Origin of the sequence: Trinickia dabaoshanensis, from assembly GCF_002879885.1 — a bacterium.
GTDB classification, from domain to species: Bacteria; Pseudomonadota; Gammaproteobacteria; order Burkholderiales; family Burkholderiaceae; genus Trinickia; species Trinickia dabaoshanensis.
On the sequence record NZ_PNYA01000022.1, the window covers coordinates 93025 to 119240 of the forward strand.

A 26216-nucleotide genomic window follows, 5' to 3' on the forward strand; every position below is an offset into this window, starting at 1 on the left:
ACACGCCGTAGCAACCACCTTCTGGCCGCCCGTTGAAAAACCGGCGGCCTTTTCGTTATTGGAGACCCTGGATGCCGCTCGCGCTGTACGACACCTGGTCGCGTTCCGTGCGGCCCTTCACGCCCATTCACGCCGGTCAGGTCGGTATGTATTGTTGCGGCCCAACCGTCTACGACTATGCGCATATCGGCAATCTACGGACCTATCTGTTCGAGGACGTCTTGCGCCGAGTCCTCACTCGCAACGGCTACCAGGTTCGGCACGTCGTCAACATCACGGATGTCGGCCATCTAACGTCCGACGCCGACGAAGGCGAAGACAAGATGGAGAAAGGCAGCCGGCGAACCGGAGAGTCGGCATGGGCCATCGCTCGCCACTACACCGACGCATTCGTCGCCGATTGGCGCGCACTCAATATGCTCGAGCCCACGCTATGGTGTCGCGCGACCGATCATATCGCCGAGCAAATCGCCTTTATCGGCGAACTGGAACGAGCAGGCTACGTCTATCGGACAGACGACGGCCTTTACTTCGATACGAGTAAGCAAGACAACTACGGCTATCTCGCGCGACTAGACCGCGCCGGTCTACAAGCGGGAAAACGCGTCGCGCTGGGTGCGAAAAAGAGCGTCACGGATTTTGCCGTATGGAAGTTCAGCCCACCCACCGTGAAGCGTCAAATGGAATGGGAAAGCCCATGGGGCCGCGGGTTCCCGGGATGGCATATCGAGTGCTCGGCCATGTCGGCGAAATACCTCGGCACCTGGTTCGACATCCATTGCGGCGGCGAAGATCATATCGCCGTTCATCACAGCAACGAGGTAGCCCAAACCGAGGCAGCGCACGGCACGCGGCTCGCGAATTTTTGGATGCATGGGCATTTCCTGACGCTCGATGCCGATACGAAGATGTCGAAGTCGAGCGGCGATTTCCTGCGCATTCAGACCTTGACGAGCCGCAACATCGATCCGCTCGCTTACCGCTATCTCTGCTTGACGGCTCATTACCGCAGCAAACTCAATTTCAATTGGGCAGCGCTCGACGCGGCCAATACGGCCCTCACGCGATTGCGCAATCTGTATTCGAGTTGGCCCGACGCGGGCCAGGTCGATGCGCAGTTCGCCGCGCGATTCGATGCGCACATCAACGAAGATCTGAATCTGCCCAGAGCGCTCGCCGTCGTTTGGGAGCTCGTCAAAAGCGATCTGCCGCCCGCGACGTTGAAAGCAACCTTCGATAGCTTCGACACCGTACTGGGCTTTGGGCTGCGCGACTGGAAGCCGGTCGAGTCCGAGATACCCGAAAACGTTCGAGCGTTGCTCGACGAGCGTGCGCGCGCGCGAGCGGAAAAGGATTGGGCAAACGCCGACCGTCTCCGTCAAATGCTGAGCGCACTGGGCTGGAAGGTGGAGGACGGCAAGGATGGCCAACGGCTGATAGAGATCGGCGTGGAAACGACCCCGGCCGAAAACAGCAGCTAGCCGTGTACGGCGCGCACCTTTACGCTCCGCGCAAACGTGAACGAAGCGCGATCGCCAACGGGAAGATTGCCAGCGCCGTGATCGCCGTCGCGGCAGTGGCGCCCGGCGCGCCGATTCGATCGCCCAGAAATCCGTAGGCGATCGGAGCAAGCGCGCCCGACGCAATCACGCCCGTATAGAACAGTGCAAATGCTCGCTCCGTCCGCTCGACCGGAGTCAACTCGGGAACCGTTCCGTAGAGGATGGACGAGGTCCCATTGAGCATCACCCCAAGCAACGGCAACAGGATCAGGGTCGGCGTCAACGGCAGAAAGATAGTCGCAAAAATCAGCGCCGCGGTACCGCCCTCGGTGGCCAGCACGGTACCGATCACGCCCATGCGCGCACCGAGCCAGCCACATGCGAATTTGCCGGCCGCGCCGCCAATGAAGACGAGCGCGAGCGCCGTACCCATCATCGGCCGCGATATTCCCTTCGCCGTCAAGAGGAAGGGAAGAAAGGTCAACAAGCCCATGCGCACCGCCGTGTCGAGCACGCCGATGGTGAACAACAGAGAGAAACCGGAGTGCGACCCGTTGCGCTTGGCTGATGACGGTTCGTCGATAAACGACGCGTCCCTCGGCACCGAAGGGAGAAAAAGTGCAATGACGGCCGCAACGAGCACGCCGACGATCGACACGGCCCAAAGCGCGTGGCGCCACGGCATGATGGTGATCAGCAGCGAAATCGCCGCCGGAAGCACGGACTTTCCGAGATCGCCCGAAAAATTGTAGACGCTCAGCGGCCCGCGAGCCTGACTGCCATACGCGCGCGACACAGCCCCCGAAGCCAATGGATGTTGCGTGCTCGAGCCGCCTCCCGAGACAACGAGCGCGACGCACAGGCCAACCAAAGTACCCGTCATTCCAGCGAAGGCATAGCCCGCCGCGGCCACGAGCGTGCCGAACGCGAGCGTTGCGCGCGTGCCGAACTTGTCCGCGAGGCGGCCTGCGGGCAACTGCAAGGTCGCCATTGCCCCGGCATACAAACCCCGCAATACGGCGAGCGCACCGTAGCCGAGCCCAAAGTCCGCCTGCCAGACAGGCAGCAAGGCGTAGATCATATCGGTGTACCCGTCGTGCAGCGCATGCGCCAGACACGAGAGCCACAATACGCGCGCACGCGAAATCGAATTCGGTTGACCGGGCGTATCGGCCGTGCGCGCCGCCGCGCTGGAAAGAGAAGAAGGGCTCATGGTTCAACCGCGTCGCCCAAACTCCGGCAGGTGCGGCGCTCTATGTGTTGTTATGGGACCTGCGTAGTCTAGGTTCGCGCGGAATGCGCGGCAATCAACGTAAAATTGAGTCATCCGGGAAAAAAAGTCACGGCATGACCACTCATCCATCCTCGAATAACGACGCCGACAAGTTGCCCCCGCTGAATGCGCTGCGGCATTTCGAGGCCGTCGCCCGCCTAGGGAGCTTCGCGGCGGCGGCGAACGCGCTACACGTTACGCACTGGGCCGTTGGAAAACAGATTCGATTGCTGGAAGACTGGTACGGGGTGCCGCTCTTCGAGCGCCGCCCGCGCGGCGTCGTACCCACGGACCAAGGTGCCGCGCTGCTCAACGACGTCAACGGCGCATTCGCACGCCTAACGCATTCGGTTACGCAACTGCGCCGGGAATCCATCACGCGCCGTATCGCGGGCGTTGTGCGCGTCAACGCCCTGCCGAGCTTCGCTTTGTATTGGCTCCTACCGCGCCTCTCGGATTTTCAAACCGCCTACCCCGATATCGACGTACGCGTTTCGACGACCTCGCGCAAATTACGTTATGTCGGCGATGCGTTCGACATCGGCGTACGCTCGGGGCCCGAGCTTGCCGCGGGTCTCACGTCCACCACGCTGATGCCCGACTTGCGTTTGCCCGCCTGCAGTCCAACCGTCCTGCGAAGCAAACCGATCGCCGGCGTCGCCGACTTGCGACACCATACGCTTCTGCACTCCACGACGACGCGCGCAGCCTGGGCCGATTGGTTGCGGCAAGCCGGAGCGCCAGGCTTGCAGGGCGCCCGCCATCTCGACTTCGATCACGTCTTCCTGCAACTGAGCGCAGCGGTAGAGGGTCTCGGCGTGACCTTGGCCTCGCTCCCCCTGATCGAGCGCGAGATCGCCGCCGGGCGGCTCGTATGCCCGTTATCGGAGCCTGCATGGCGCGCGCCGGACTATACATTGGTCGTCAATACCGAACGCGCCGAGGATGCTGCCGTCGTCGCATTTAAAAAGTGGATCATGGCAAAGGCATCGCCCGATCGAACAGCCCCGGCTCGCGGCAAGTCCAAGACAAACGTTCGTCGATAACATTACAGCGTCGACAGCATACCGAAAGGTCACCTTCACGACAGTTTCGCATTCGTCATAGACAGTCATCGGCTTGTGCACACCCGATTGCTGTTCAACAACGATGAGGTGACAACATGGAAGGACGCAGAAAGTGGTCGTACTTGGGCGCGGCGGTAGCGAGCGCCGTCATCGCGATGGCCGGCGTGCAGAACATGGCGCATGCAAGCGAATCCGGCCGCGATCACGACCACGATCACGACGCCAAACGCGTCGAGCACGTGCTGTTGATCAGCATCGATGGCCTACACGAACAAGACCTCGCGCGTTGCATCGGCGGCAATACCTGTCCGAATCTAGCGTCCCTCGCGCAATCCGGCATCACCTACACCGGTGCCCATACGCCCGGCCTTTCCGATTCCTTCCCCGGCCTCGCGGCCCTCGTGACGGGCGGCTCCCCGAAAACCGCCGGCCTCTTCTACGACGTTTCGTATGACCGTACGCTGTATGCGCCCTCGGATACGAATTGCACGGGCAAGCAGGGCTGGAATGTCGTGTTCGACGAAACCACGGGCATCGACGCGCAAAACGGCGGCGCACTGGTCCACCTCGACGGCGGCGGCGCGTTCAATCCGCAAGCGATCCCGCACGCGCTCATCGGTGGCGTGTGCAAGCCGGTTTATCCGCACGACTACGTGAAGACCAACACGATTTTCGAAGTCGTGAAACAGCACATGCCCGCCGCGCGCACGGCGTGGGCCGACAAGCACGCGTGGGGCTATGACTGGCTGAACGGCCCGTCGGGCCACGGCGTCGACGATCTCGCCCGCACCGAAATCAACTCGATCGATCCGGCGACGAACAGCGACTACAGCGACGTCTACACGCACACCGAAAAGTTCGACGCTTACCATGTGCAAGCGATCCTGAACGAAATCGACGGCAAGGATTCGACGGGTACGCAAAGCGCGGCCGTGCCGACGTTGTTCGGCACGAACTTCCAAACACTCAGCGTCGCGCAGAAAGCGCCCGTCGCCAAGGGAGGCGGCTATCTCGACGCCGACTTCACGCCGGGCCCGGATGTGGCCGCCGCGATCACGTACGCCGACGCCGCGATCGGCTCGATGGTTCAGGCGCTCAAGCAACGCAACTTGTACGAGAGCACGGCCATCATCGTGACGGCCAAGCACGGGCAATCGCCGACCGATCACACGAAGCTGGTCAAGAATGGCGACACGCTGACGAAGCTGCTCGAAGCCAACAACTACCTCGATCCGACCGGCAACTTCGGCCAGAACAACACGGCTTCGGGCAATTTGAACGACGGTTCGGGCCTCGTGGGCACGGGCTTCGTGCAGACCGACGACGTCGGCCTCATTTGGCTGCGCGATCCGTCGCAAGTCGATGCGGCGGTCGCAACGTTGAAAGCGAACCTCGGCTGCAACGCCCCCGGCATCTGCGCGGACGGGCCGCAAGCGTACATTCTCTCGGGCTCGAGTCTCGCGCGCCGCTTCGGCAATCCGGCGCTCGGCCGCACACCGGACATCATCGTGCAGCCGAACCCCGGCGTGATCTATTCGTCTAGCAAAAAGAAGGATGAAGAGCACGGCGGCAATGCGCCGGACGACAGCCACTTGGGCTTGTTGGTCTCGCTGCCAGGCATTCGTCATGCCCGCACGGTCGCGGCACCGGTTCAAACGACGCAAGTCGCGCCCACGATTTTGCGACTGCTCGATCTGAAGCCCCACTGGCTGCACGCCGTGGAGCGTGAAGGCACCGAAGCGCTGCCGGGTTTCGAACGCGATCGATAAGCTAGCGGCGAGCGACGTTACGACGTCGCTCGCAACACGTGCGTAGTAGTTAGCCGCACTTCAAACGCGGTCACAATTGAGGGCGATTGCGCGAAGCGACTGCAACGGTGGTGGGCGATTCGGCGAGCGACACGAAGCGCCTCGTCGCCCCATCGAGCGCGTCGATGCTGCCCTTCTCGATGTCGTACACCCACCCATGCAGATTCATGCGTCCCTGTTCGAGCGCGAGGGCGACGGACGGGTGCGTACGCAGATTCGCCAATTGGGCGATTACGTTTTCCCGCACCAGGCCGTCGAGTTTGGCACGCGGCGAATCGAACTCATGCGCGGCGTTGATGACCTTGGCGGCATCGGAATGTCGCAGCCAGTTCGCGACGGCCGGCATGTGATCCAGGCACGTACAACGCGAGATCGCACCCATTGCGCCGCAATCGGAGTGGCCGCAGATGACGATGTCCTGTACGCCGAGCACCGCCACGGCATATTCGACGGTAGCCGACACGCCGCCGGGCTCAGGGCCGTACGAGGGCACGATATTCCCCGCGTTGCGAATCACGAACAGTTCGCCCGGCTCGCGCTGCGTCAGCAGTTCGGGCACGACGCGGCTGTCCGAGCAGGTAACGAATAGCGCCTTCGGACTTTGCGTTGTCGCGAGCTGCTTGAATAGCTCGGCACGTTGCGGGAAGACCTCGCGTTGGAAGCGCAAGAAGCCGTCGATCACGTCACGCATATCTGATCTCCAAATTCGAGTTTCATCCAGGTACGCGGTGCGATGCGCCGCCGTACCGGTGCGGCCGACATTATCGCCGAACCGGGCCGATGGGCGAAGCCCCCTGTCCGCTCGCCGGCGTTGTCACCCTTGTCTACAGGGCTGCGGGCCCGCTCTTTGCTGCACGCCTCGCGCCGGTTGTCCAAGACCGGACCCTTTCATTCGACGATTCATTCACTCGCATGCGCGCCGCCGGCGGTACCGGGAACGACACTCGCAGTGCCTATCGGACGCCATCCCACTCATGGGCCGCAGGGACCGGGACCGGCCTCACGAGCATGGCCGCGGACAACGATCCGAGCGGCATCGCCACCTATTGCCTAGCGGGCGCGCAATGGGGGTACGCCATGCTTGCGGCGAGCGTGCTGTCCTATCCGTTCGTCGTGGCGCTGCAGCTCGTGTCCGCGCACATCGCGGCTGTGACGGGCCGCGGACTCACCGAGAACCTCAGGGCTCACGACGCGCGCCCGGTGCTTTATTTCGTGGTCGCGCGGTTCTTGCTGGCCAACCTGCTGAACATCGTCGGCAACATCATGGCAATGGACATCGGCACTACGCTCGCATCGTGCAGTGGCTTGCCGTGGGACTCTTCATGTACGCGGGCGTGGCCTGGGTCGCCGATACACCATGGGACCGCGTTGCGCTGCGGTCCTTCGTGCCGCACTTCGAATGGTCGAAAGCGTTTCTCGAGATGCTGCTGGCCGTGCTCGGCACGACGATTAGCCCTTATCTGCTGTTTTCTCAAGCCGAGCAAGAAGTCGAGTCGCTCAATATGCGCATTGCGCGGCGCCCGCGCGCGCAGGCTCGGCGGCGAACGCGGCAGTGAGCGCGTTCGCCCTGCCGCATGGCGCTACCCGAGATCGACGGATAGCGCAGATTCTGTTGGCGTTGATGGCAGTGGGTTTGATTGCGGCGCTATCGCTGTTCGCCTTTCATTTCGAGCCCGTCCGTATCCTGTACTTGAGCGCCGTATTCAATGGCGCTACCGTCGCACCCGTCATCGTCCTGATCGCGCAATTGAGCATAAAGCCGCCCGTGGTCGGCGAATTACGAACGCATTGGACCCTGCGCGCCGGAACCTGGGCGGCAGCAGCCGCAATGAGTCTCGTGCTGTTCGCATGGCTCGCATCGGAGGTGCTTTCGTGAGGGTAGTGCGAAAAAAAACTAAACCGGTTAGTCGCCGCACCGATTCGTTGGACGAAATTGTCGAGGCCGGAGTGAGCTCACTCATCGGGACTTACGCGCCTCTTCAAGCGCGCGAGAATCTCCCTCGTATGCTCACCCACCTTGGCAAGCGGTTGTCGAACCCCGGGGCGCCGCCCTCCCATCGTGAGCGGCAGCAGCACCACATCCGTCGTCCCTCCGTCATCGGTCTGCATCGGGACGAGGCCGCCGCTTTGCTTCAAATGCGGGTCGTCGAACAATTGGTCGGGGCGAACGATCGGCGCGTACGGAATGCCCGATCCTTCCAGGATCGGCATCAACCCTTCCACGCGGATATCTTTGAGAATCGCCGCCAAATCGGCCAACAACCGACGTCGCACCTCGACGCGGGACGCATTCGTCGCATACTCGGGCCGCTGCGCGAGTTCGGGGTGTCCCAGAGCGCTGCACAGCGTCACGAATTGCTTGTCGCTCACCGCGCCGATAAACAATTGCTCGCCGTCCGCGAGCGTGAAAACGTCGTAGACACTCCAAGCGGACACCCGCGCCGGCATAGGCGGAGGGGGTTCCTTCGTCATCGCATACTGCTGCATATGCTGCGCGCTAAGAAACACGCAATTTTCGAACAACGCGCTTTGCACTTCTTGACCATGGCCCGTGCGATCTCGCTCGCGTAAAGCGGCCAACACGCCGATCGCGCCGAACATGCCGCCCATGATGTCGTTGACGGATGTCCCGGCACGTAGCGGCCGCCCGGGCAACCCCGTCATATATGAAAGTCCGCCCATCATTTGAACGACTTCGTCGAGGGCCAGACGCTTTTCATAGGGCCCCGGCAGAAAACCTTTGTGCGAAACGTAGATGAGGCGCGGAAACCGTTGCGATAGCTCGGCGTATCCGAGACCGACCTGTGCCATGAGGCCCGGCCTGAAATTTTCGAGGACGATATCGCATTCACCGATCAATTCGCGCGCTTGGGCTTGGCCTTCGCGCGTCTGGATATCGAGCACCACGCTCTTCTTGTTTCGATTGAACGTCCGGAAAAAACCGATACCGAGCCCGGGAAGCTTGCGCGTCTTGTCCCCGCCAGGCGGCTCGATCTTGATGACCTCCGCGCCGAGATCGGCCAGAATCATGCCGCACGTCGGGCCCATCACCATATGCGTGAACTCGATTACACGCACACCGTCCAGCGGCAAACCGTTGCCATTACCCATCGTTCTCTCGCTCATTGAATCCCGATCGTCAAAGCGACACCAGCGTGCTAACTTTAGCGCGGCACAGCGCATCGTGGATTACTTGGAAGATCGCGTCAACGAGCCGTTCGTTTGATGAACTTCGATAAAAACGCACGCACGTTCCCATCCGGAAAGCAGACCGCCGGTCGTAGTGTCAATTCGGCACGCTACACTGCCGCATTCATACTCCGCTGCCCAGGACAAGTTCATGTTTTCCGCGCTCAATCATCCTCTTAGAGATCCGCTTTCGAACGAACTTCACGCCCGGCCCTTTCTCCGGATCGACGGCCCGGCGTCGGTGAGCCATCTGGCCATCTACTGCGAGCACGACAAAGAAATACACGACCGCCTCCTCGACGCCTTGGCCAAGGCGATGGGCTTGCCCGCGCCGGCGGCGGCGCACAATCACTACACAGCCAAGCGAGGCGATTGGCAGATCAAGTGGGAGAAGCACACCGAGTTCTCCACGTTCACCTTCGTTCTCTCCAACGCGCAAACCGAACTATTCTCCGGCGCCGCCATGCGCGAACTTCCGGCTTCGTGGATCGATCTGCTGAAGGAGAGCGTGTTGGTCGCGGTGCACGCGGAACTTCGCTGCGCCGCACAGGCGGAACAAGCGCGAACGGAGGTTCGAGAACGCTTACCCGGCCCGGTGCTCGTCGGCAGCAAGGTGCTGAGCGGCGGCGAAGTCTATTGCGACTGGCTAGTGCACGAGGATCACTTTTCGCGCTTTCTCGTCCTTGATCTCGGATTTAGAGAAGCACAGGCCGGTCGTCTCATTCAGCGGTTATTCGAAATCGAAACCTATCGGATGATGGCCTTGCTCGCCCTACCCGACGCGCGCCGCCATAGCCAGTTTCTCGGCAAACTCGATGAAACGCTCTCCGCGCTCATGCAACGCATGGAGCGACCCGGCCACGATCACGACGATGGCTATCTCTTGCGCGAACTGACCCATCTCGCAGGGCAAATGGAGGCGCATGCCGGCCTCGAAACCCGGTTCAGCGCGTCGGACGCTTACGAGAAGCTTATCCTTGCCCGCATCGCCGAACTTCGAGAGGAACGCATCGAGGGCTTTCCGACGATCGCGGAATTCATGCAGCGCCGCCTGTTGCCCGCGATGCAGACATGCAGTTCGGTATGGGCGCGGCACCAGCGGTTCGCGACGCGCGTCGCGCGGGCCGTCGATCTGCTGCGAACACGCGTCAACCTCGCTCAGGAAGAACACACCACTGCCCTGCTCGAAGGAATGAATCGCACGGCGCGCACGCAGTTGCGTATGCAGCACGCGGTCGAGGGTCTATCGGTAGCGGCCATCTCCTACTATGTGCTCAATCTCTCGGGGGCGGCCCTTCGCGCGTTGCATGCCGTCGATATCGCGCTGAACCCGGAAATCGTCGAGGGCGCGCTGATCGTTCCCGTGGTCGTGGCCGTCGTTCTCTTCACGTCTCGCATCCGCCGGCTGGGCCACGCCGATTCGCCGGCTTGAGCACCTAGGGAATCTCCCGATCTCCCCACGCCGTGCCTAAGAGAGTGATCGGCACTCGAGTTTCGCGTAGACTGCGCCAAATCCCCCGTTCGCCGACGTATCCGCTAGCGGGGACGGCCGCAGTTCCCGATATGGAAGGAGGCGTCACGGATGCATGCAATGCCGATGCAATGCAGCAGTGCCATCGAACCGCCCGCAACCGCGCCGGTACGCGATTTGCGCCGTGTATCGATCCATCCCGACCACTGGTATCCACTCGCTTGGTCGAGCGAACTGAAGCGGGGCAAGACGCTTGGGGTGCGCTTCGCCGGCGATCCCATCGTTCTCGCCCGCACCGAGTCCGGCAAGCTGTTCGCCCTCGAAGATCGTTGCGCGCACAGGCAAGTCCCGCTGCACGCGGGCGTGGTCGACGGCGAATCGATCCGCTGCGGTTATCACGGCTGGACCTACGATTGTTCCGGCAAGTGCGTCGACGTCCCTTACCTGGGCCGTGAACGGCTGCCGAACGGGGTGCGCGCCTACCCTTGCCGCGAGATGTACGGCTTGATCTTCGTCTTTCCGGGCGACGCTGCGCTGGCCGACGAGCGGCCGTTGCCCACCCTGCCCTCGGTCGAAGACAAAGCGTATAAAACGCGCCGCTTCGGCCGCGAGGTCAAGTGCCACTATTCGTTCATGCACGAGAATCTGATGGACATGAACCATCAATTCCTGCACCGGCGGCAGATGGGACAGATGCGTGCGCGCTCGCTTGGCCGCAGGCGCGGTGACGATTGGGTGGAAGTGGACTACACGTTCGCGCGGATGGAAGGCAAACAGCCTGTCGGCGAAGCGCTCGTGTTCGGCGCGGCGAAGAAGGATGGCGATCAAAACGACCAGGACGTGATGACGGTGCGCACCGGCTATCCATACCAAACACTCCAAATCCGCTCGGGCAGCGGAACACTGGTGATGGATCTTTGGATCGTCTACGTGCCGCTCGACGTCGAGCAACGCACCAACCGCACGTTCGGCCTGCTGTCGATTCGCAGGCCCGGCATTCCATTCGCGCTGGACCTGGCTTGGCCGCTGCTCGTCTGGTTCACCGAGCGCATCTTCAAGGAGGACCGCTGGATCGTCGAGCGCGAGCAGGAGGCGCACGACCGGCAAGGCGCCGACTGGAATCACGAAGTGTTTCCGGTGATCAACGAATTGCGGGATCTACTACGCAATTGCGGAGGCCGCACCGTGATCCCGATCCGCGAAGGATAGGCGGCCGGGATGGGCGAAGCCCGCGTGATTCGCGGGCTCAATGGCCGTCCAAGTCATCGGACAGCGCCTGAACGCCGGCTTCCCCGAACATCTCAAACGGCAGCAACGTGTGCGGCTCGCCTCTACGAAAGCTGGTAGAGCTGCCGGCGCAACCGGTCCACTTCATCGGTAGCGAACTGCTTTTCGATTTCCGCTTCCGTCCGCTGCCAGACCGGAAAAGCTTTGGCTAACAGTTGATGGCCGTCGGCCGTTAAGCTCAGCCGCCGGCCGCGCTTGTCCTCCTGATCCTGTTCGATCCTCACGAGGCCGCGCCGCTCGAGCGGCTTGAGCGCGGCCGTGAGCGTGGTGCGATCCATCGCCAATAGCGAGGCCACGTCTTTCATCGTCGGTGGATGCGGCCGATTGAGCGACATGAGCAACGAAAATTGCCCGTTCGTGAGATCGAGCGGGCGCAAGGCATCGTCGAAGATGCGTGCGAGATTTCGTGCGGCCCGCTGCAGATGCAAACACAGGCAGCAATCGCGCACCATCAGCGTCGTATCGAAGGAAAGATTTTTCGAGCGTGGCATGTTGCAATTATGTTGATATCAACCTATTCTGTCAAGGCCGGACGGCGACACCCGTTACCGATACCGCCACCACTGGACGGAGGACGCATGGAAGATCGACATCTGTTTCTCGCGGTTTTTTTGGGTAGCAAGGAAAGCAAGCAAATGAAGGTGTGGAATGCGCTTTCGGATGAAGCACGGCGCGCCAAGGAAGAAGAGGGTATGGCTGCGTGGAAAGCATGGGTCGAAAAACACCAAGGGGCGATCGTCGAGATGGGCGGTCCGCTCGGCAAAACGAAGAGGATCGGCGAACACGGCATCCAAGATACGTCCAATACGCTGGCGGCCTTCACGATCGTGCGCAGCGCTTCACACGCGGACGCAGCCAAGATGTTCGAAGCGCATCCGCATTTCACGATTTTCCCGGGCGAATCGGTCGAGGTCATGCCCATTCTTCCTATCCCCGGCGCGTGAGCAGGCCGATATTGCCGCGGTCGATAGGTTGGCTGCCCGCAAGCGGGCATGCCGGAACAATTCGGAGGTTTGCGATGAAGCTTTACGGATTTGCCGGGACGCGCTCGCAACGCGCGCTTTGGGGATTGAATGAAGTCGATGCCGACTTCGAATACGTGTCGGTGAACTTGCTCGAAGGCGAGCATAAGCGTCCGGAATTTCTGCGAATCAATCCGGCTGGGAAAGTCCCCGTGCTGATCGATGGCGATCGCGTCATCCCCGAATCGGCGGCGATCGTGTTGTATCTCGCGGACAAGTATCCCGAGGAAGGACTGATGCCCGTGGATCTCGAGGCGCGGGCGCAAGTTTATCGCTGGACGATGTTCGCGGTGACCGAACTCGAGCAGCCGCTATGGAGAATGGCCCGGCATACGATCCTTTATCCGCCGGATCAACGCCTACCGGCCGACATCGCGCTCGCAAAGGAAGATTTCGCCACCATGGCCGCGATCCTGGAGAAGCATCTCGAAGGGCGCGAATTCATCGTCGGCGATCGGCTTACGGTTGCCGATTGCGTGACGGTCTATCTGATCGATTGGGCGAACGAAGTGCATTTGATCGATGACTTCCCCCGCTTGCAGGCGTATCTGGAACGTCTGTATGCTCGCCCCGAAGCGCCGCAACGTATCGCCGAGGCACGCAAAGCGGCTTAATGGCATCCGCTTCGTCTTGCAAGAATCACGGCGCGGTCGCGACCGCGATGCCCCAGACGAGCAGCAGTCCTCCCGCAGCAAAGGGGAGCCACCGTTCCCGGGGCAATAGCTTTTCGAGCATGACGTAGATCGACAGCGCGACGACCCAAAGCACATTCATTACGCCGAACGCGAACAATAGCGCCATCAGTACGCCGCAACAGCCGACGCAATACATGCCATGGCGCCAACCCATGGTCCAAGCGCCGAGGGTGCCGTCGCGCCATTCATTGAGAAGAAAACCGATCGGGGAGGCACACCGGGTCAGGCACCGGCGCTTCAGCGGGGTAAGTTGAAATACGCCGGCGACGATCAGGAGCCCGCCTGCAAAGCGCGGGGTCGCGCTGACCATCATCGGAGTGAGTAGGCGAGCCTCGAGCAAGCCCCACTGCGCAAGCGTGGCCAGAACACTGAACGCGAACCACACGGCGAGATATCCGAGGACAAACACGCCGGCTTTCGCGCATGGGAGGCGCCGGACGCGCCGCTGGTGGGCCAAGGACGCGAAACTCATGACCATCGGTATGCTCGAGGGGAGCATCATCGCGGCCATCATGACGCCCCACATCGCGAGCACCAACAATAAGTCGATGACTCCCCACCCCATCATGCTCGGCATCGTCGCGACGGCCACCGTGTCCATATGGGCCATGCCCCAACTCAAGTAGAGCACGTAGGTCCATGCGAGCGTTGCGCATGCCGCAAGCCCTGAAAGCACGATCACGCGATCACGCACGGGCAGCCGGGCGATCGCGGCTTCGCCTCTGACACCCTGCTCAACCATGGTAGGCGAATGGAGAATAGAACCCGTTTCGGTCGGCGATTTCTCTGGAGAATCCGTGATCGGTAAATCGGAAGCGTTTCGATTTTCCAATCACGGCGGTGAATCCCGGGACAGGGGTAAGCGGATGATTCCCGAGCGTCACGTCACCGCCATCCTGACCAGGGATCGCCTCGATCTCGATGTCGGCAATCTCGGGAATGCGAAGGCTGCGTCGTTTCCCCTCGAGTTGGTACTCGATCGCAACCGGCCTCACGCCCATGACTTCGCCGATCATCGGCCCCAGCGCTGCAAGCGGCCCTCCGGCTTGACCGGAAAAAATCTGACCTAGCGCGGCCTGCTGCGGCGCTGTCCCGCGTTCGTCCAAGTAGAGCGCCACCCTCCACTTGTTCTCGAGCATATGGCCCGGCGAATAGGCGAAGAGCGCGGCGTTCAAACCGTCCAGCACCGTGCCGGCGAACTCGCCCTGATCGACATGCCAACCGATCAATACGGCGCAGTCGCCATCCGAAGGCGGCCCGAGACAAACGCAACTGCACGGCGCATAACAGTTGCAGCTTTCGAAATACGTCCCGGTCACCTTCCAGTTTTCGGCCATGACGATTCCCTCCATCGTACGAATACGTGCAAGCGGTGCGCGGCCGGCGAATGAGTTTTTAAGTGTAGGTCGAAACGGCGCGGGCGAACTATGGCGTAAACGTGCGCTACCGCACGGCGACGGATCGAATCCGCACCATTCGCTATGGGGAAGACGATTACTTCGCGTCTCTGCCTTGTTCGACGGCCGAGGTGTCGATCAATGGGCTGAGCTATACTCGCCGTTATGGATACGAAACCGCTCTCGTTGAACTTGCACGGTTGGTGGCGCGCCTGAGCACGGCGGCCCGTTTCCCCACGCATTTCCCAAACGTGATGCCGCCAGTCTTGGCGGCATTTTTGTTTGTATTCGCTAAAGGCTGGTGTCATCGATCACTCGAGACTTCAGCCCATGACCTACGCAAACCGCCCCACCATCTTGACCGGCGACAGAACGACCGGCCCGCTTCATCTTGGCCACTATGTCGGCTCGCTGCGCGCCCGCGTGCAGCTTCAACATGAAGCGCAACAGTTTCTGCTTCTTGCCGATACACAGGCACTAACCGATAACGTAGGCCGTCACCGGAAGGTGACGGAGAACGTGATCGAAGTGGCCCTCGACTATCTCGCGGTGGGTATCGACCCGGAGAAATCGACCATTCTCATTCAATCGCAAGTGCCGGAGTTGGCGGAACTGTCGCAGTACCTGCTCAATCTCGTCACGGTCGCGCGGCTCGAGCGCAACCCAACGATCAAGGAAGAGATTCGTCTGCGCGGATTCGAGCGCGATATCCCGGCGGGATTCTTGACGTATCCGGTCAGCCAGGCCGCGGATATCACCGCGTTCCGAGCGACTCACGTGCCGGTGGGCGACGATCAGTTGCCGATGATCGAGCAAACCAATGAATTGGTGAGGCGCTTTAATCATACCGTCGAGCAGCCGGTCCTCGTCGAATGCCAGGCGGTACTGTCGAATGTCACGCGGCTGCCCGGGATCGACGGCAAGGCCAAGATGAGCAAGTCCCTGGGAAATGCGATTACTTTGAGCGCGAGTCCAGACGAAATCACGAAAGCGGTCAACGATATGTACACCGATCCGTGTCACTTGCGCGTGAGTGATCCTGGACAGGTGGAAGGCAATGTGGTGTTCGCATTCCTCGATGCATTCGAGCCCGACGTCGACAAAGTGAGCGAACTGAAATCCCACTATCGCCGCGGTGGATTGGGCGATAGCGTCGTCAAGCGCATGCTCGACGAGCGGCTTCAGTCACTCATCGAACCGATTCGCGCACGGCGGCGCGAGCTAGCGGACGATCGCGGCGAGGTCGTATCGATACTGCGCCGCGGCACGATGCGCGCTCGAGAGGCAGCCGCGCTGACGCTATCGCAAGTAAAGGGAGCACTCGGGTTGAGCTACTTCTAAAGATTATGGGCATCGCGTGGTCCAACGCCGAGCGCTCGTGGGCTCCTTACGATTGTTGCGGGTCGGCAGATGTACTATGCAGCCGCTCGTAGTAATGCCGAATACGCGACAACGCGTATTCGGCAGCGGCCTCACGGATTTCATTGCGGCTGCCCGCAAAGCGGACGGTTTCCGTGAAAGTCACGCAGGGCCCCGCCTCTTGACGCCAAGCCCATGCGAAGCACTGCGTGCCCGGCGGCGGCGCCTCGCCGTCACCGCCGGAATCGGCGACGCCCGTATTGGACACTGCCACGTCCGCGGTGCACCCCTGCGCCTCCAGGGCGCCTTCAGCCATTTCGCGCGCGACCTGCTCGCTGGTCAGTCCGTAACGGTCCATGGTTGCTTGCCGCACGCCGAGAAAACCCGCCTTGCCGGTGGGCGAGTAAGTGACGAACCCGACGTCCAAACATCCACCGCTTCCGGGTACGGCCGCCAGCGTGGCGGCAATCAGTCCGCCCGTACAGGATTCGGCGGTCACGAGCTTAAGGCTGGCCGAGGTCATGAAGGAAACGACATCTTTCGCAGTACTCATCGTTCGTCTCCGCATCGGGGGTGTGGGCGGCCGGCAATGCGCCGGCCGGCGATTCGTTCGGTGATGCAACGCGCGTTCCAGCGGCACGCAACCCATCCGGTTCGGGACCTTTATATGAGCGGCACGTCGGCTTCAGCCCGGTGCCAGGCGTCTCGCGGGCCGAAATTTGGGATAGAGGAAGAGTGATTTCCGATACGTAACGTATCGTCCTGGGGAGGCGACACGCCTATTGGGCGCACTGAATAAGCCTCAACCAAGCCTGGGAGAGCGGCTCGATATCCTGGGCCCGCCATTGCAGGCAGGCGAGCGTCGAGATAGTGGTAGCATCGATCGATCTAACGCGACGTCAACAACGAGATGGACGAATTTGAAGAGAAGGTGCGACTGTATCGGGATCGCGTTGCCGCCTTTATGATGCAGGCGCACGGGTGGTGTACGGCACGCGGGCTGGTTGTCGAGGAGGTCACGACAGAGCTGCTCGAGGAGGCACTTCCGAAATACGAAGCCAACAGTCTGCATATCTTGACGCCGGACCGTCAGCCACTCGCGGAACTGCTTCCGACAGGATCGGCAATAATTGGGGCCCTTGGGAGGATCGATCTGAGGGGCACCCTGGCAAGGCACGCATTTCTCTTTCAGACGGGAAAGGGACCGAGGGTATCGCTCAGCGACACATCCGCGGACGGAAAAACGTCGAGCGATACGCCCCGCCCGATAATCTCGGGGATCGAAGGCGATGGGTGGTATTGGTACGAGGCATTCATCAGGCGAGCAAAACAGGTTGATGAAAACCTTTTCCTCGACTTACTCACGGATGTATCGGACTATGAGTTCCAGTAACCCTCTCGAGCCAATCTACAGGGCCTATGTGGTGTCGAGCGACTGTTTCAGGGTCGTCCAGCGCACGGTTAGCCGACAGCAGGCGGCGCTTGTCCAACGTACTCAGTTCCACGGGGCGTCCGAGGAAGCGGCTAAGACAGCCATCATGGACGCTTCGAAGCAGGCCGCCGATCTCGCCATTCTGGCGTTATTCGCTACCTTTGAACGCTTCGTCATCGAGCACCTGCAGGCGGCGCACCGATTACTGCGCAACGGGCACCCGATCGGGTACGCCAGTAGGCTAGCCAAAAAATTTCGAAGACGAAGTCGAGTACTGGAGGTTTGACGAAGTCCTAGAACTTTTTAAAGGAGAAATCGATTCCGTCCTGATCGGAAATGCAAAACAAATAAAAGACTATCGCGACTGGATTGCGCATCGGAATACTCGGCGTCCGCGCCCCTCTGTACCTGAACCACGAACAGCGTTCGAGATCTTGACTGCAATCGTCGAGCAGATTCGGATGAAACACACGCCTCCTGCTCTACCCATCGATGCGTAAGCGGCCCCGGTACGGAAGCACTGACGGATAACACAGTGCTGCCGCTACTCCGCGACTTGCAAGGTTCCTTCGGCGCCATCGGCCGACGTACGCTCCGGTAACTGCTGCGCCATATAACGCCCGGGTGTCGCGCCGAATGTGCTTCGGAAGACCTCGATGAAAGCACTTACGTTTTCATAGCCCAATTCCAGCGCGATGCGGGTGACAGGCGCGCCCTCCGCCACGCGCTCCAGCGCCGCCAGCATGCGCGCTTGCTGACGCCAACGCCCGAAGGTCAGCCCCGTCTGTGCAATGAATCTGCGGCTCATCGTGCGCGGCGACACGCCCGCCCAGGCAGCCCACTCCTCCTGACGCCGGTTGTCGCCGAGGTCACGTGTCAAAGCATCGGTAATCTTCACGAGCGCCGGGTCGGTCGGACGCGGCAGATGCAGGGGCTCCGCTTGTGCGGCCAGCAACTCGTCGATGATCACTTCGGCGATGCGTTCCTGAGCGGCATCGAGCGGCGAGCCCGCCCATCCTCCCGCACGGTGCACGGCCTCGCGCAGCAAAGGCGTGGTCCGGATGGCGCGCGCACTGGACGGTAGTTCGCGACACCGATCTTCGCTGATAAATACGCTCCATCCTGCGAAAGGTCCGAACGATCGCACCGAATGTTCGACATGCGGCGGTATCCAGATCGCGTGAATCGCAGGCACGACCCATTGTTGCGACGCGATGCCAACCGACACGAGTCCCGTCATCGCACCCATCAATTGCCCGCGAGGATGGCTATGACTCGAAACCACGCGCGGCATGGGTTGTCTGAGTTCGCCCGCGGCGAGAAACGGCCCATCGTTCGATACGACGAGATCGCCCGGGACAATGGTGATAGCGGAAGACGGCTCGTTCACTTTGACGGAAATGGCGTATGGGATGACCGTTTTACCGCAGCCCGGCCCCGGCCGCAAACGTAGACTCTCGCATCATCGCACACCACCGACAGGGATCGAACCATGATGAAGGCAGCAGTCGTCACCGCACAGGGAACAAAGCCGAGCTATACGGATTTTCGACGCCCGGAACCGTCCGCGGGCGAGTACATCGTGGAGGTACGCGCCTCCGCCTTGAGCCAACTCGCGCGAGGCAAGGCGGCCGGCCGCCACTATTCCTCATCGAAGGTCTATCCGCAGGTCGCGGGTGTCGATGGCGTGGGACGATTGGACGACGGCCGGCGTGTCTATTTCTTCGGGGCGAGCGAACCTTTTGGCGCGATGGCCCAGTTCGCGCCGGTGGCGCAAGAACAATGCATCGCGTTGCCTGCCTCGATTAGCGATGTGACGGCCGCCGCGATCGCCATTCCGGGCATGTCGTCTTGGGCGGCTCTGACCGAACGAGCACACCTCATTCGCGGCGAGACGGTGTTGGTCAACGGCGCGACCGGCGAATCCGGGCAACTGGCAGTCCAAGTCGCGCGCATGATGGGCGCGGACAGGATCATCGCGACGGGCCGTGATCGCGCGAAACTCGAGCGCTTATGCGAGCGCGGCGCCGATTCGATCATCATGCTGACGGACGACGAAAGCGAGACGAAGGAAGCGTTCGCAGCGGCGTTCCGCTCAGGCGTCGATGTCGTGCTGGACTACCTATGGGGGCCCAGTGCTCGCGCATTACTCGTCGCCGCCGCGAGCGCATCCCCGGCCGAGCGCGCGCTACGATTCGTGCAAATCGGCTCGATCAGCGGATTGGAGATCTCGTTGCCCGCCGCCGTGCTGCGCTCGAAACCGATCAGCGTGATGGGAAGCGGCATCGGCAGCATTGCGTTGCCCCGTCTATTGCGGGCAATCGAAGCCGTGCTGCACGCGGCGGCCGATGGCGGTCTGCAGATCGAGACGGACGACGTACCGCTGGCGGAATTGGACCGCCATTGGGACGACGATGGCGGAAAGGGGCGCAAGGTGTTCGTGATCGATTGAAGTCGAACGCGGCAGCGCCTTCGGGCACCTGCTCCTCCTATGGTCGATGCAACGACCCGCGCGGTCGGCCCCGGGGCAATTCACTCCTACAACGCGACAGTGCCGCTTCGCCATTTCGTTCGCGGTTTCGCAAAGGAGGGAACAGCCTGACGCAGGCGGGATAGGGTGATGCTAGACCATGTCATGGAGATTCCGGTGCCTATCACTTTTCCGCCGAAAATCGCAACGCAGCCCCGCCCTAGGAGCGACACGTTAGTCAGCAGAACTGACGATTCACACTCGAGTGAACCCGAGCGAGCCCCTTCCTTAGGAGCACTGCCAGACCTTCCACGGCCTTCCCGCTTGACCGGTACGGCGCTGGCAATCAATAGCGCTTCCTCGCGTCGAAACAGCATGATAGGCACGAAGAAGGCTGAGGGGACGGAATCGCCACAACCTCCGCACTCCGAGATAAAGCCCGAACCTCCGCAACAACCTCCTCACGCCTATGGTACATACCAAAGTCACGGCGCTTGGAATGACGAGGAGATTCAGGAATGGGCCGATATTGAAAAAAAGATGCCAAAAATGGCAGATTTCGACGATCTGAAGCGCGTATTGCAATCAGTCAAAGACTTGACCGAGGGTAAAGCTGAGAAAGTACAGGGTCAGGCGATCCTTCATATCGTAAAGAACGATCTCACTGACCATCTCGATGGCATGACGCCGGCTCAACTCGAGGCGATGCTGCACGAAATTAAGGTTTTCCCGCAAAAACACATTAATTTATTTGTCTACAAGCTTCAGGGGCATTTCCTCAAAAAATACAAAGACAGCGGCCGAGCGTCATTTGCCGAAATGCAGAATTTCATGGAGAAAGCCATGGCAATATTAGGACCGCGAGCCATGGGGGCCTTCAATCCTGATAGAAATCAAGCATTCGAATTAGCATGGCAATTATCGAATTGAAAAAACTGCCGGCCGACGAAATCGATGTGCGTGAACATGGCTTGCTGCGCGGCATCCGGATTGCGCTCGCGTACGGATAGGAAGATCGATTCGTGCTGACGCATACGTTGCGCGCACTGTACGGCCGCGTTCGCGTTGTTCACCGTCGCATCGAATGTGTTGGCCGCGATATGTTCTCGCAGCATCGTGATGACGCTCGCATAGAACTGCCCCAGCATCCGGTTGTGCGCCGCCGACATCAATACCGTATGAAACTCGCAGTCCATGCGCGCTTCTTCCGCCACGTCCTGCTCGATCACCGCATCGTGCATCCGCGCGAGTACGGTTTCCAAGCGCGAAATTTCCGCGGGCGTTGAGCGCGCCGCGGCGAAACGCGCCGCCGCGCATTCGAACACCATCCGGAATTCAAGGGTTTCCTCGCGCAACGGGGGCTGTTCCGCCACGAGCTGCAGCCACGGCGCCGTGAGGGCGGCCGGCTGCTTGCGCACCACATAAACGCCACTGCCCCGCTTCGTCTCGAGCATCCCTTTGCTGACGAGGTGCCGGATCGCCTCGCGCACCGTCGGGCGCGATACGCCGAAGTGCTGGGCGAGCGCGCGCTCGGCGGGCAGACGCTCGGACGCTCCGCCCCAGCTACCGTCGAGCACCTTCTCCTCGATTTGACGCACGACTTTGTCGAGTACGCCCGTAGAAAGCCTGTGAAATCCCATGGTGCATCCCGGCTTCAAAGTGGCCAGACCAATTTGCCCTGTGTCGGACGCGAGACCACCCTATGCGGGCACGGTTGCATCGACACGGCAGGACGGCGCGCCGTCCCACGATTTTGGAGACAAACATGGCGGATTCTACTTCACTGGTTATCAGGCTGCATTCGGACGACGACGTCGGGATCGCTCGCGCGCCCATTGCCTCGGGCACCGCGCTGCCCGAGGCGGGGGACATCGTCACGCTCGGCGATATCCCGGCGGCGCACAAGGTCGCACTGCGCGCGATCAAGGCCGGCGATCCGGTTCGGCGTTATGGTCAGATCATCGGCTTCGCCACTGAGGCCATCGAGCCGGGCGCGCACGTCCATACGCACAATGTCTCGATGGGCGACTTTGCGCGCGACTACGCATTCGGCCAGGACGTGAAGCCAATCGTGCCCGCCGAGCAAACGCGTACCTTCATGGGCTTTCGTCGGGCCGACGGCCGCGTCGCGACGCGCAACTACATCGGCGTGGTCAGCACCGTGAATTGCTCGGCGACCGTCACGAAACTCGTCGCGCAGCACTTCTCCGCCCCCGGCAAACTCGATGCGTACCCGAACGTCGACGGCATCGTGCCGATCACGCACAGCTTCGGGTGCTGCATCGATCATCACGGCGAAGGCGTCCAACAGTTGCGCCGCACGATCGGCGGCTATATCCGCCACCCGAATTTCGCGGCGGTGCTCGTCATCGGCCTGGGCTGCGAATCCAATCAGATGGGTGCGCTGTTCATCGCTGAAGGCGTCGAGCCCAGCGCGACGATGGTGCCGCTCGTGATCCAAGAACAAGGCGGGACACAAAAGACGGTGGACGCGGCCATCGCCGCGATCGAGAAGATGCTGCCGGCCGCGAACGCGGTAGCGCGCGAGCCCCTGCCGGTCTCGCATCTGAACATCGCGCTGCAATGCGGCGGCTCCGATGGCTACTCGGGCATTACCGCCAACCCGGCCCTCGGCGCGGCAGTCGACTTGCTCGTGCGGCACGGCGGCACCGCGATCCTCAGCGAGACGCCCGAAATCTACGGTGCCGAGCATCTGCTCACGCGCCGTGCCATCACGCCCGAAGTGGGTCAGAAGATCGTCGAGCGCATTCATTGGTGGGAAACGTACGCGGAGCGGGAAAAAGGCAGCATCGACAACAACCCCACCCCGGGCAACAAGGCGGGCGGGCTCACGACGATCCTCGAGAAGTCGCTCGGCGCCGTGGCCAAGAGCGGGTCCGCGCCGTTGATGGACGTGTACCGCTATGCCGAGCCGATCGTGAAGAACGGCCTCGTGTTCATGGATGCGCCGGGCTACGACCCGATGGGTGCGACCGGGCAAATTGCAAGCGGTGCGAACCTCGTGCTGTTCACCACCGGCCGCGGCTCATGTTTCGGCGCAAAGCCAGCGCCCTCGATCAAGCTCGCGACCAACACGAAGATGTACACGCGCATGGTCGACGACATGGATATCAACTGCGGCGACATCATGGACGGGCACTCGACGGTCGAGCAAAAGGGCCGCGAAATCTTCGAAATGATCATCGACATCGCGTCCGGTGCGAAGAGCAAGAGCGAAGCCCTCGGCGTGGGCAACGAGGAGTTCGTGCCCTGGATGATCGGCGCGCAAATGTAAGCGATCGAGGCGGGCAGCCGATGCGCGCAGCCGATACCTAGCGGTCGCGATCGTTGCATGGATCTTCCGCGTTCGGTTGCACATAATACAATTCGCGGCTACGGTATACCGCCTAGAAGACATGGGGCGGGCAACGGGCGGACCCGCACCCAGCGCGCGAACTGGCGCCTGTCACGCCCGATTCCACTGGAAGGAGTGCCCGATGACCGCCTCAGCCGCTGTTTTCGCCATTCTCGTCGCGTTGTGGTTAGGCGCGATGATCCCGGGCCCCAGCTTCGTGCTGGTCGCGCGCAACGCGATTGGTCTTTCTCGTAGTGATGGATTGGCGACTGCCGTCGGAATGGGAGTGGGAGGTATCTTTTTCGGCGGCATCGCGCTTGCCGGCCTCTATACGCTCTTGCAAGCTGTCGAATGGCTCTATATCGGGCTAAAACTCGCAGGCGGCGCGTATCTGATTTTTGTTGCTTCGAAGATATGGCGGGGAGCGGGCCGCCCGATCACGGTCGATGACGGGCTCGCTACCGTGTCAGGCAGTGCGCGCAAATCGTTCTGGGTGGGCTTGAGCACTCAGCTAAGCAATCCCAAGACGGCTATCTGGTACGGTAGTATCTTTGCCGCATTGCTTCCGCAGCATCCCCCGCTCTGGTGCTATTTCGTGCTGCCGCCGCTCGTGTTCGCGGTGGAATGCGGGTGGTACACGATCGTTGCACTTTGCTTTTCGAGCAAAGGACCGCGCGAAGTGTATCTACGCGGAAAGAAATGGGTGGACAGGATTGCGGCCGGCGCCATTTCCGCGCTCGGAGTGCGTTTGATTCTCACCGCACCCAAGGCCGGGATCTGACGCCGCCTCGTGATGATGTGCCCTCCCGGTTTGCGTCGATCGACGCAAACCGAGGTAAATAGACATCGCTTTAGACCACATAAAACGACAAAGGGGAAAAATGCGCCGAGTAAAGCTTTGGCTAACTTTCGCATGCCTGTATCTCGGTTTCGTGCACATCGCATTCGCAGGTCCGCTTGACGACTACATGCGGGCAAGCCAGCAATTCGATGAATGGACGCAAGCGACGGGCTCGATGCCACGCCTGACAGATGAGCGTGGTGCTGCGCTACTGAAGACGCTTTCCGATACTCACCGATTCTTAGACGACGTCACGTTCGACGATGCACAACTCCCGCTATTGATGGACGTCTGCGGAAAAGCGAATCGAAACGTCATGAGCTATGTGCTGTTCGGCCTACGCGATCATGTCGATAAAAGCATGCCGATCGCGACCGTGCAGCAAGCTGTACTCACGCTCGTGCAGCGCAATCAGGTGACTTATCAGGACGAATTGTCGGAACTTCAACCGTTCGAGGTTCGCTGCCTGGCCCGGCAAACGCCATTGATGGCACGGTTCATGGACAAACTCAAACCCGAGGAACTTACCAGCATACGGCGCAAAGGGATTGAGCAAACCCGGCAAGGACTCGATAACGTTGTCTTGGGCACTTTGAGATTAGCAACCGACGAGTCGCTCAGCATGCGCTACCGGAGCAGCATGCTGAAAGCGCTCGCCGACAGCGCTTCAGAACTGATACCCATGCTAACGCTCGATGAACGAGCGAAGCTGAGGACAGCGGCGAATGGCACGCTCGACAGTGCACCGGACGGTCTTAAAATCTACATCACGTCAATCGCGCAAAATCTAACGCTACCCACATGTGATGGATTGTGCCGGTACTGAGGACGCGGGATGCCCTACGGTTGGCGAGGCGGTGCTGTTGCGAGCGCGTCTCGCATGAACATCCTCGAACAGCACCGGTGAAGATCACACGCCAACAACGTCTATCCGGTGCTAGTCGTTGGTCCCATCGAAATCGACGACTTCGATCCAGTTCGCCCCCTTGCCCACGGGATACTTGCCGATCGCCTCCAACGCGCCCGTCCTCGAATCGATGCGGTAGGCGCTCAAAGTCGGCGAGAGTTGTCCCACGGCGAACAAGAACTTCCCGGAAGGCGCGATGTTGAAGCCACGAGGCTGCTTTTCCGTGACATACGTGTGCACTCTCACGAGTTTCCCCGTGACTGCGTTCACTCGGTAGACGCCCAACGTGCTCGACGTGCGCTCGGACGTATAGAGGAAACGACCATCGGGAGTGAGGTGCAAGTCGGCGCCCCACGGCTTCTCGCCCGCGAAATCGGGCGGCAGGATCGAAATCGTTTGGACCGGTTTCACCGTGTCGCCTGACGCATCGAACGCCAGCACGTGCAGCTTGCCGTCCAACTCGTCGATCAGATAAACGAAACGCCCGTCCGACGAAAACACGAAATGACGCGGGCCGGAACCCTTCGGCAGCGAATAGGCGGGCGTGGCATCTTCGGTCAGTTCGCCGTTGTTGCCGTCGAACTTGAGCCGCAACCATGCGTCCGCACCGAGGACAGAAGCGAACGCATACCGGTTATCCGCCGATGTGCGGATGGCGTGCGCCATCGGCCCCGTCTTCACGGTCTGCAGGACATTGCCGGCCGCGCCGTTGCCCCCGATCCGATTGACGGCCAGCAGATTGCCTCCATACGAAGCGGACAGTAGATAACGCCCCGTCGCATCGACCGAGATATAGGCCATGCTCTGCGCGAGCGGCGCGCGACCGAGCTCCACCAGCCTGCCGTCGAGCGGGTTGATCGCGAAGGTCACCACACTGTAGGGCTCCGAACGCAGCGCCGCGTAGAGCTTGTGATGGTCGGGCGAAAGCGCCATCGGCATGACCGTACCGCCCACCGGCACCGTTTCGACGCTGGCTAGCGCGCCGCTTCGGGCATCGGCACGAAACACCGAGATATCTCGGCTGTCGGCATTGGACACGTAGACGTACGTGGCTGCGTGCACCGCGAGCGATGCCGTCAAGCCGAGCGCAGCGCCGATGAGCGTTCGCGAAATCCCCTGCATTTTCATGGCTTCCTTTCTT

26 protein-coding genes and 1 pseudogene are annotated in these 26216 nt (G+C 61.1%); 17 read left to right on the plus strand and 10 right to left on the minus strand.

Annotated features, from left to right (window positions below; translation table 11 throughout):
- The first annotated feature begins 71 nt into the window (after positions 1-71).
- Positions 72-1481, plus strand: coding sequence for a cysteine--tRNA ligase (cysS, locus tag C0Z18_RS22310; protein ID WP_102647619.1), 1410 nt, complete (start codon positions 72-74; stop codon positions 1479-1481).
- A 19-nt stretch (positions 1482-1500) separates the two neighbouring features.
- Here the strand turns inward: cysS and C0Z18_RS22315 are convergent, their stop codons facing one another.
- Positions 1501-2715 carry an MFS transporter gene (locus C0Z18_RS22315; protein WP_102647620.1) on the minus strand — a complete coding sequence of 405 codons (1215 nt, stop codon included), beginning with the start codon at positions 2713-2715 and terminating at the stop codon, positions 1501-1503.
- Between the two features lie 134 nt (positions 2716-2849).
- Here C0Z18_RS22315 and C0Z18_RS22320 point away from each other — a divergent pair, with 134 nt between their 5' ends.
- Positions 2850-3821: a LysR substrate-binding domain-containing protein gene (locus C0Z18_RS22320; protein WP_102647621.1), complete on the plus strand. Its 972-nt coding sequence runs from the start codon at positions 2850-2852 to the stop codon at positions 3819-3821.
- Between the two features lie 194 nt (positions 3822-4015).
- Positions 4016-5611, plus strand: coding sequence for an alkaline phosphatase family protein (locus C0Z18_RS22325; protein WP_408647092.1), 1596 nt, complete (start codon positions 4016-4018; stop codon positions 5609-5611).
- A gap of 70 nt (positions 5612-5681) precedes the next feature.
- Here the strand turns inward: C0Z18_RS22325 and C0Z18_RS22330 are convergent, their stop codons facing one another.
- Positions 5682-6341 carry a carbonic anhydrase gene (locus C0Z18_RS22330; RefSeq protein WP_102647623.1) on the minus strand — a complete coding sequence of 220 codons (660 nt, stop codon included), beginning with the start codon at positions 6339-6341 and terminating at the stop codon, positions 5682-5684.
- A 386-nt stretch (positions 6342-6727) separates the two neighbouring features.
- On the opposite strand from C0Z18_RS22330, the pseudogene C0Z18_RS33585 reads away from it, so the two are divergent.
- Positions 6728-7206 (plus strand): annotated as a pseudogene (locus tag C0Z18_RS33585) (divalent metal cation transporter).
- A complete protein-coding gene (locus C0Z18_RS22345) occupies positions 7203-7526 on the plus strand; it encodes a hypothetical protein (protein WP_146014069.1) in 324 nt (107 codons plus the stop codon). Before C0Z18_RS33585 ends, C0Z18_RS22345 begins: the two are co-directional and overlap by 4 nt.
- A 77-nt stretch (positions 7527-7603) precedes the next feature.
- Here C0Z18_RS22345 and C0Z18_RS22350 read toward each other — a convergent pair whose 3' ends face one another.
- Positions 7604-8776 carry a CaiB/BaiF CoA transferase family protein gene (locus C0Z18_RS22350; RefSeq protein ID WP_233217431.1) on the minus strand — a complete coding sequence of 391 codons (1173 nt, stop codon included), beginning with the start codon at positions 8774-8776 and terminating at the stop codon, positions 7604-7606.
- 214 nt (positions 8777-8990) lie between these two features.
- Here C0Z18_RS22350 and C0Z18_RS22355 point away from each other — a divergent pair, with 214 nt between their 5' ends.
- Together C0Z18_RS22355 and C0Z18_RS22360 are read left to right on the plus strand one after the other, a co-directional pair.
- Entirely contained in the window at positions 8991-10271 is a 1281-nt protein-coding gene (locus C0Z18_RS22355; RefSeq protein WP_102647627.1) for a DUF3422 family protein, read from the plus strand.
- A gap of 150 nt (positions 10272-10421) precedes the next feature.
- Complete coding sequence (locus tag C0Z18_RS22360) at positions 10422-11519, plus strand: aromatic ring-hydroxylating oxygenase subunit alpha (RefSeq protein ID WP_102647628.1); 1098 nt, start codon at positions 10422-10424, stop codon at positions 11517-11519.
- A gap of 122 nt (positions 11520-11641) precedes the next feature.
- On the opposite strand, the gene C0Z18_RS22365 is transcribed toward C0Z18_RS22360, so the two are convergent.
- Positions 11642-12088 (minus strand): MarR family winged helix-turn-helix transcriptional regulator, encoded by a 447-nt coding sequence (locus C0Z18_RS22365; protein ID WP_102647629.1) that lies wholly within the window; start codon positions 12086-12088, stop codon positions 11642-11644.
- A gap of 87 nt (positions 12089-12175) precedes the next feature.
- On the opposite strand from C0Z18_RS22365, the gene C0Z18_RS22370 reads away from it, so the two are divergent.
- Both C0Z18_RS22370 and C0Z18_RS22375 read left to right on the plus strand, forming a co-directional pair.
- On the plus strand, positions 12176-12541 hold the full coding sequence (locus C0Z18_RS22370) for a hypothetical protein (RefSeq protein WP_102647630.1): 366 nt from the start codon (positions 12176-12178) through the stop codon (positions 12539-12541).
- Between the two features lie 74 nt (positions 12542-12615).
- Positions 12616-13233, plus strand: a complete 618-nt coding sequence (locus tag C0Z18_RS22375; protein ID WP_102647631.1) for a glutathione S-transferase family protein — start codon at positions 12616-12618, stop codon at positions 13231-13233.
- Positions 13234-13258: 25 nt separating this feature from the next.
- On the opposite strand, the gene C0Z18_RS22380 is transcribed toward C0Z18_RS22375, so the two are convergent.
- Positions 13259-14056: a DUF2182 domain-containing protein gene (locus tag C0Z18_RS22380; RefSeq protein ID WP_199189519.1), complete on the minus strand. Its 798-nt coding sequence runs from the start codon at positions 14054-14056 to the stop codon at positions 13259-13261.
- Complete coding sequence (locus tag C0Z18_RS22385) at positions 14049-14651, minus strand: DUF1326 domain-containing protein (protein ID WP_102647661.1); 603 nt, start codon at positions 14649-14651, stop codon at positions 14049-14051. The genes C0Z18_RS22380 and C0Z18_RS22385 overlap by 8 nt, the downstream gene beginning before the upstream one ends.
- Positions 14652-15041: 390 nt before the next feature.
- On the opposite strand from C0Z18_RS22385, the gene trpS reads away from it, so the two are divergent.
- Positions 15042-16052 carry a tryptophan--tRNA ligase gene (gene trpS, locus C0Z18_RS22390; RefSeq protein WP_102647632.1) on the plus strand — a complete coding sequence of 337 codons (1011 nt, stop codon included), beginning with the start codon at positions 15042-15044 and terminating at the stop codon, positions 16050-16052.
- A 46-nt stretch (positions 16053-16098) separates the two neighbouring features.
- On the opposite strand, the gene C0Z18_RS22395 is transcribed toward trpS, so the two are convergent.
- Positions 16099-16623 (minus strand): CinA family protein, encoded by a 525-nt coding sequence (locus tag C0Z18_RS22395; RefSeq protein WP_102647633.1) that lies wholly within the window; start codon positions 16621-16623, stop codon positions 16099-16101.
- 357 nt (positions 16624-16980) lie between these two features.
- Between C0Z18_RS22395 and C0Z18_RS22400 the strand changes: the two genes are divergently transcribed.
- A complete protein-coding gene (locus C0Z18_RS22400) occupies positions 16981-17463 on the plus strand; it encodes a hypothetical protein (RefSeq protein WP_102647634.1) in 483 nt (160 codons plus the stop codon).
- The gene (locus C0Z18_RS22405) at positions 17450-17788 is read left to right on the plus strand and encodes a hypothetical protein (protein WP_102647635.1); all 339 of its coding nucleotides are present in this window, start codon (positions 17450-17452) and stop codon (positions 17786-17788) included. Before C0Z18_RS22400 ends, C0Z18_RS22405 begins: the two co-directional genes overlap by 14 nt.
- A 258-nt stretch (positions 17789-18046) precedes the next feature.
- Here the strand turns inward: C0Z18_RS22405 and C0Z18_RS22410 are convergent, their stop codons facing one another.
- Positions 18047-18892, minus strand: a complete 846-nt coding sequence (locus C0Z18_RS22410) for an AraC family transcriptional regulator (RefSeq protein WP_233217432.1) — start codon at positions 18890-18892, stop codon at positions 18047-18049.
- A gap of 105 nt (positions 18893-18997) precedes the next feature.
- On the opposite strand from C0Z18_RS22410, the gene C0Z18_RS22415 reads away from it, so the two are divergent.
- Positions 18998-19954, plus strand: a complete 957-nt coding sequence (locus C0Z18_RS22415) for a quinone oxidoreductase family protein (RefSeq protein ID WP_102647663.1) — start codon at positions 18998-19000, stop codon at positions 19952-19954.
- 393 nt (positions 19955-20347) lie between these two features.
- On the plus strand, positions 20348-20902 hold the full coding sequence (locus tag C0Z18_RS22420; protein WP_102647636.1) for a hypothetical protein: 555 nt from the start codon (positions 20348-20350) through the stop codon (positions 20900-20902).
- Here the strand turns inward: C0Z18_RS22420 and C0Z18_RS22425 are convergent.
- Positions 20866-21612 carry a FadR/GntR family transcriptional regulator gene (locus C0Z18_RS22425; RefSeq protein WP_102647637.1) on the minus strand — a complete coding sequence of 249 codons (747 nt, stop codon included), beginning with the start codon at positions 21610-21612 and terminating at the stop codon, positions 20866-20868. The genes C0Z18_RS22420 and C0Z18_RS22425 overlap by 37 nt on opposite strands.
- A 125-nt stretch (positions 21613-21737) precedes the next feature.
- On the opposite strand from C0Z18_RS22425, the gene C0Z18_RS22430 reads away from it, so the two are divergent.
- The 3 genes from C0Z18_RS22430 to C0Z18_RS22440 all read left to right on the plus strand — a co-directional run bounded on the left by C0Z18_RS22430 (position 21738) and on the right by C0Z18_RS22440 (position 24994).
- Entirely contained in the window at positions 21738-23267 is a 1530-nt protein-coding gene (locus C0Z18_RS22430; RefSeq protein ID WP_102647664.1) for a UxaA family hydrolase, read from the plus strand.
- 202 nt (positions 23268-23469) lie between these two features.
- Positions 23470-24108, plus strand: a complete 639-nt coding sequence (locus tag C0Z18_RS22435) for a LysE family translocator (protein WP_102647638.1) — start codon at positions 23470-23472, stop codon at positions 24106-24108.
- 100 nt (positions 24109-24208) lie between these two features.
- Positions 24209-24994 carry a hypothetical protein gene (locus C0Z18_RS22440; RefSeq protein WP_102647639.1) on the plus strand — a complete coding sequence of 262 codons (786 nt, stop codon included), beginning with the start codon at positions 24209-24211 and terminating at the stop codon, positions 24992-24994.
- Between the two features lie 111 nt (positions 24995-25105).
- On the opposite strand, the gene C0Z18_RS22445 is transcribed toward C0Z18_RS22440, so the two are convergent.
- Complete coding sequence (locus C0Z18_RS22445) at positions 25106-26197, minus strand: lactonase family protein (protein ID WP_233217433.1); 1092 nt, start codon at positions 26195-26197, stop codon at positions 25106-25108.
- Positions 26198-26216 lie beyond the last annotated feature (19 nt).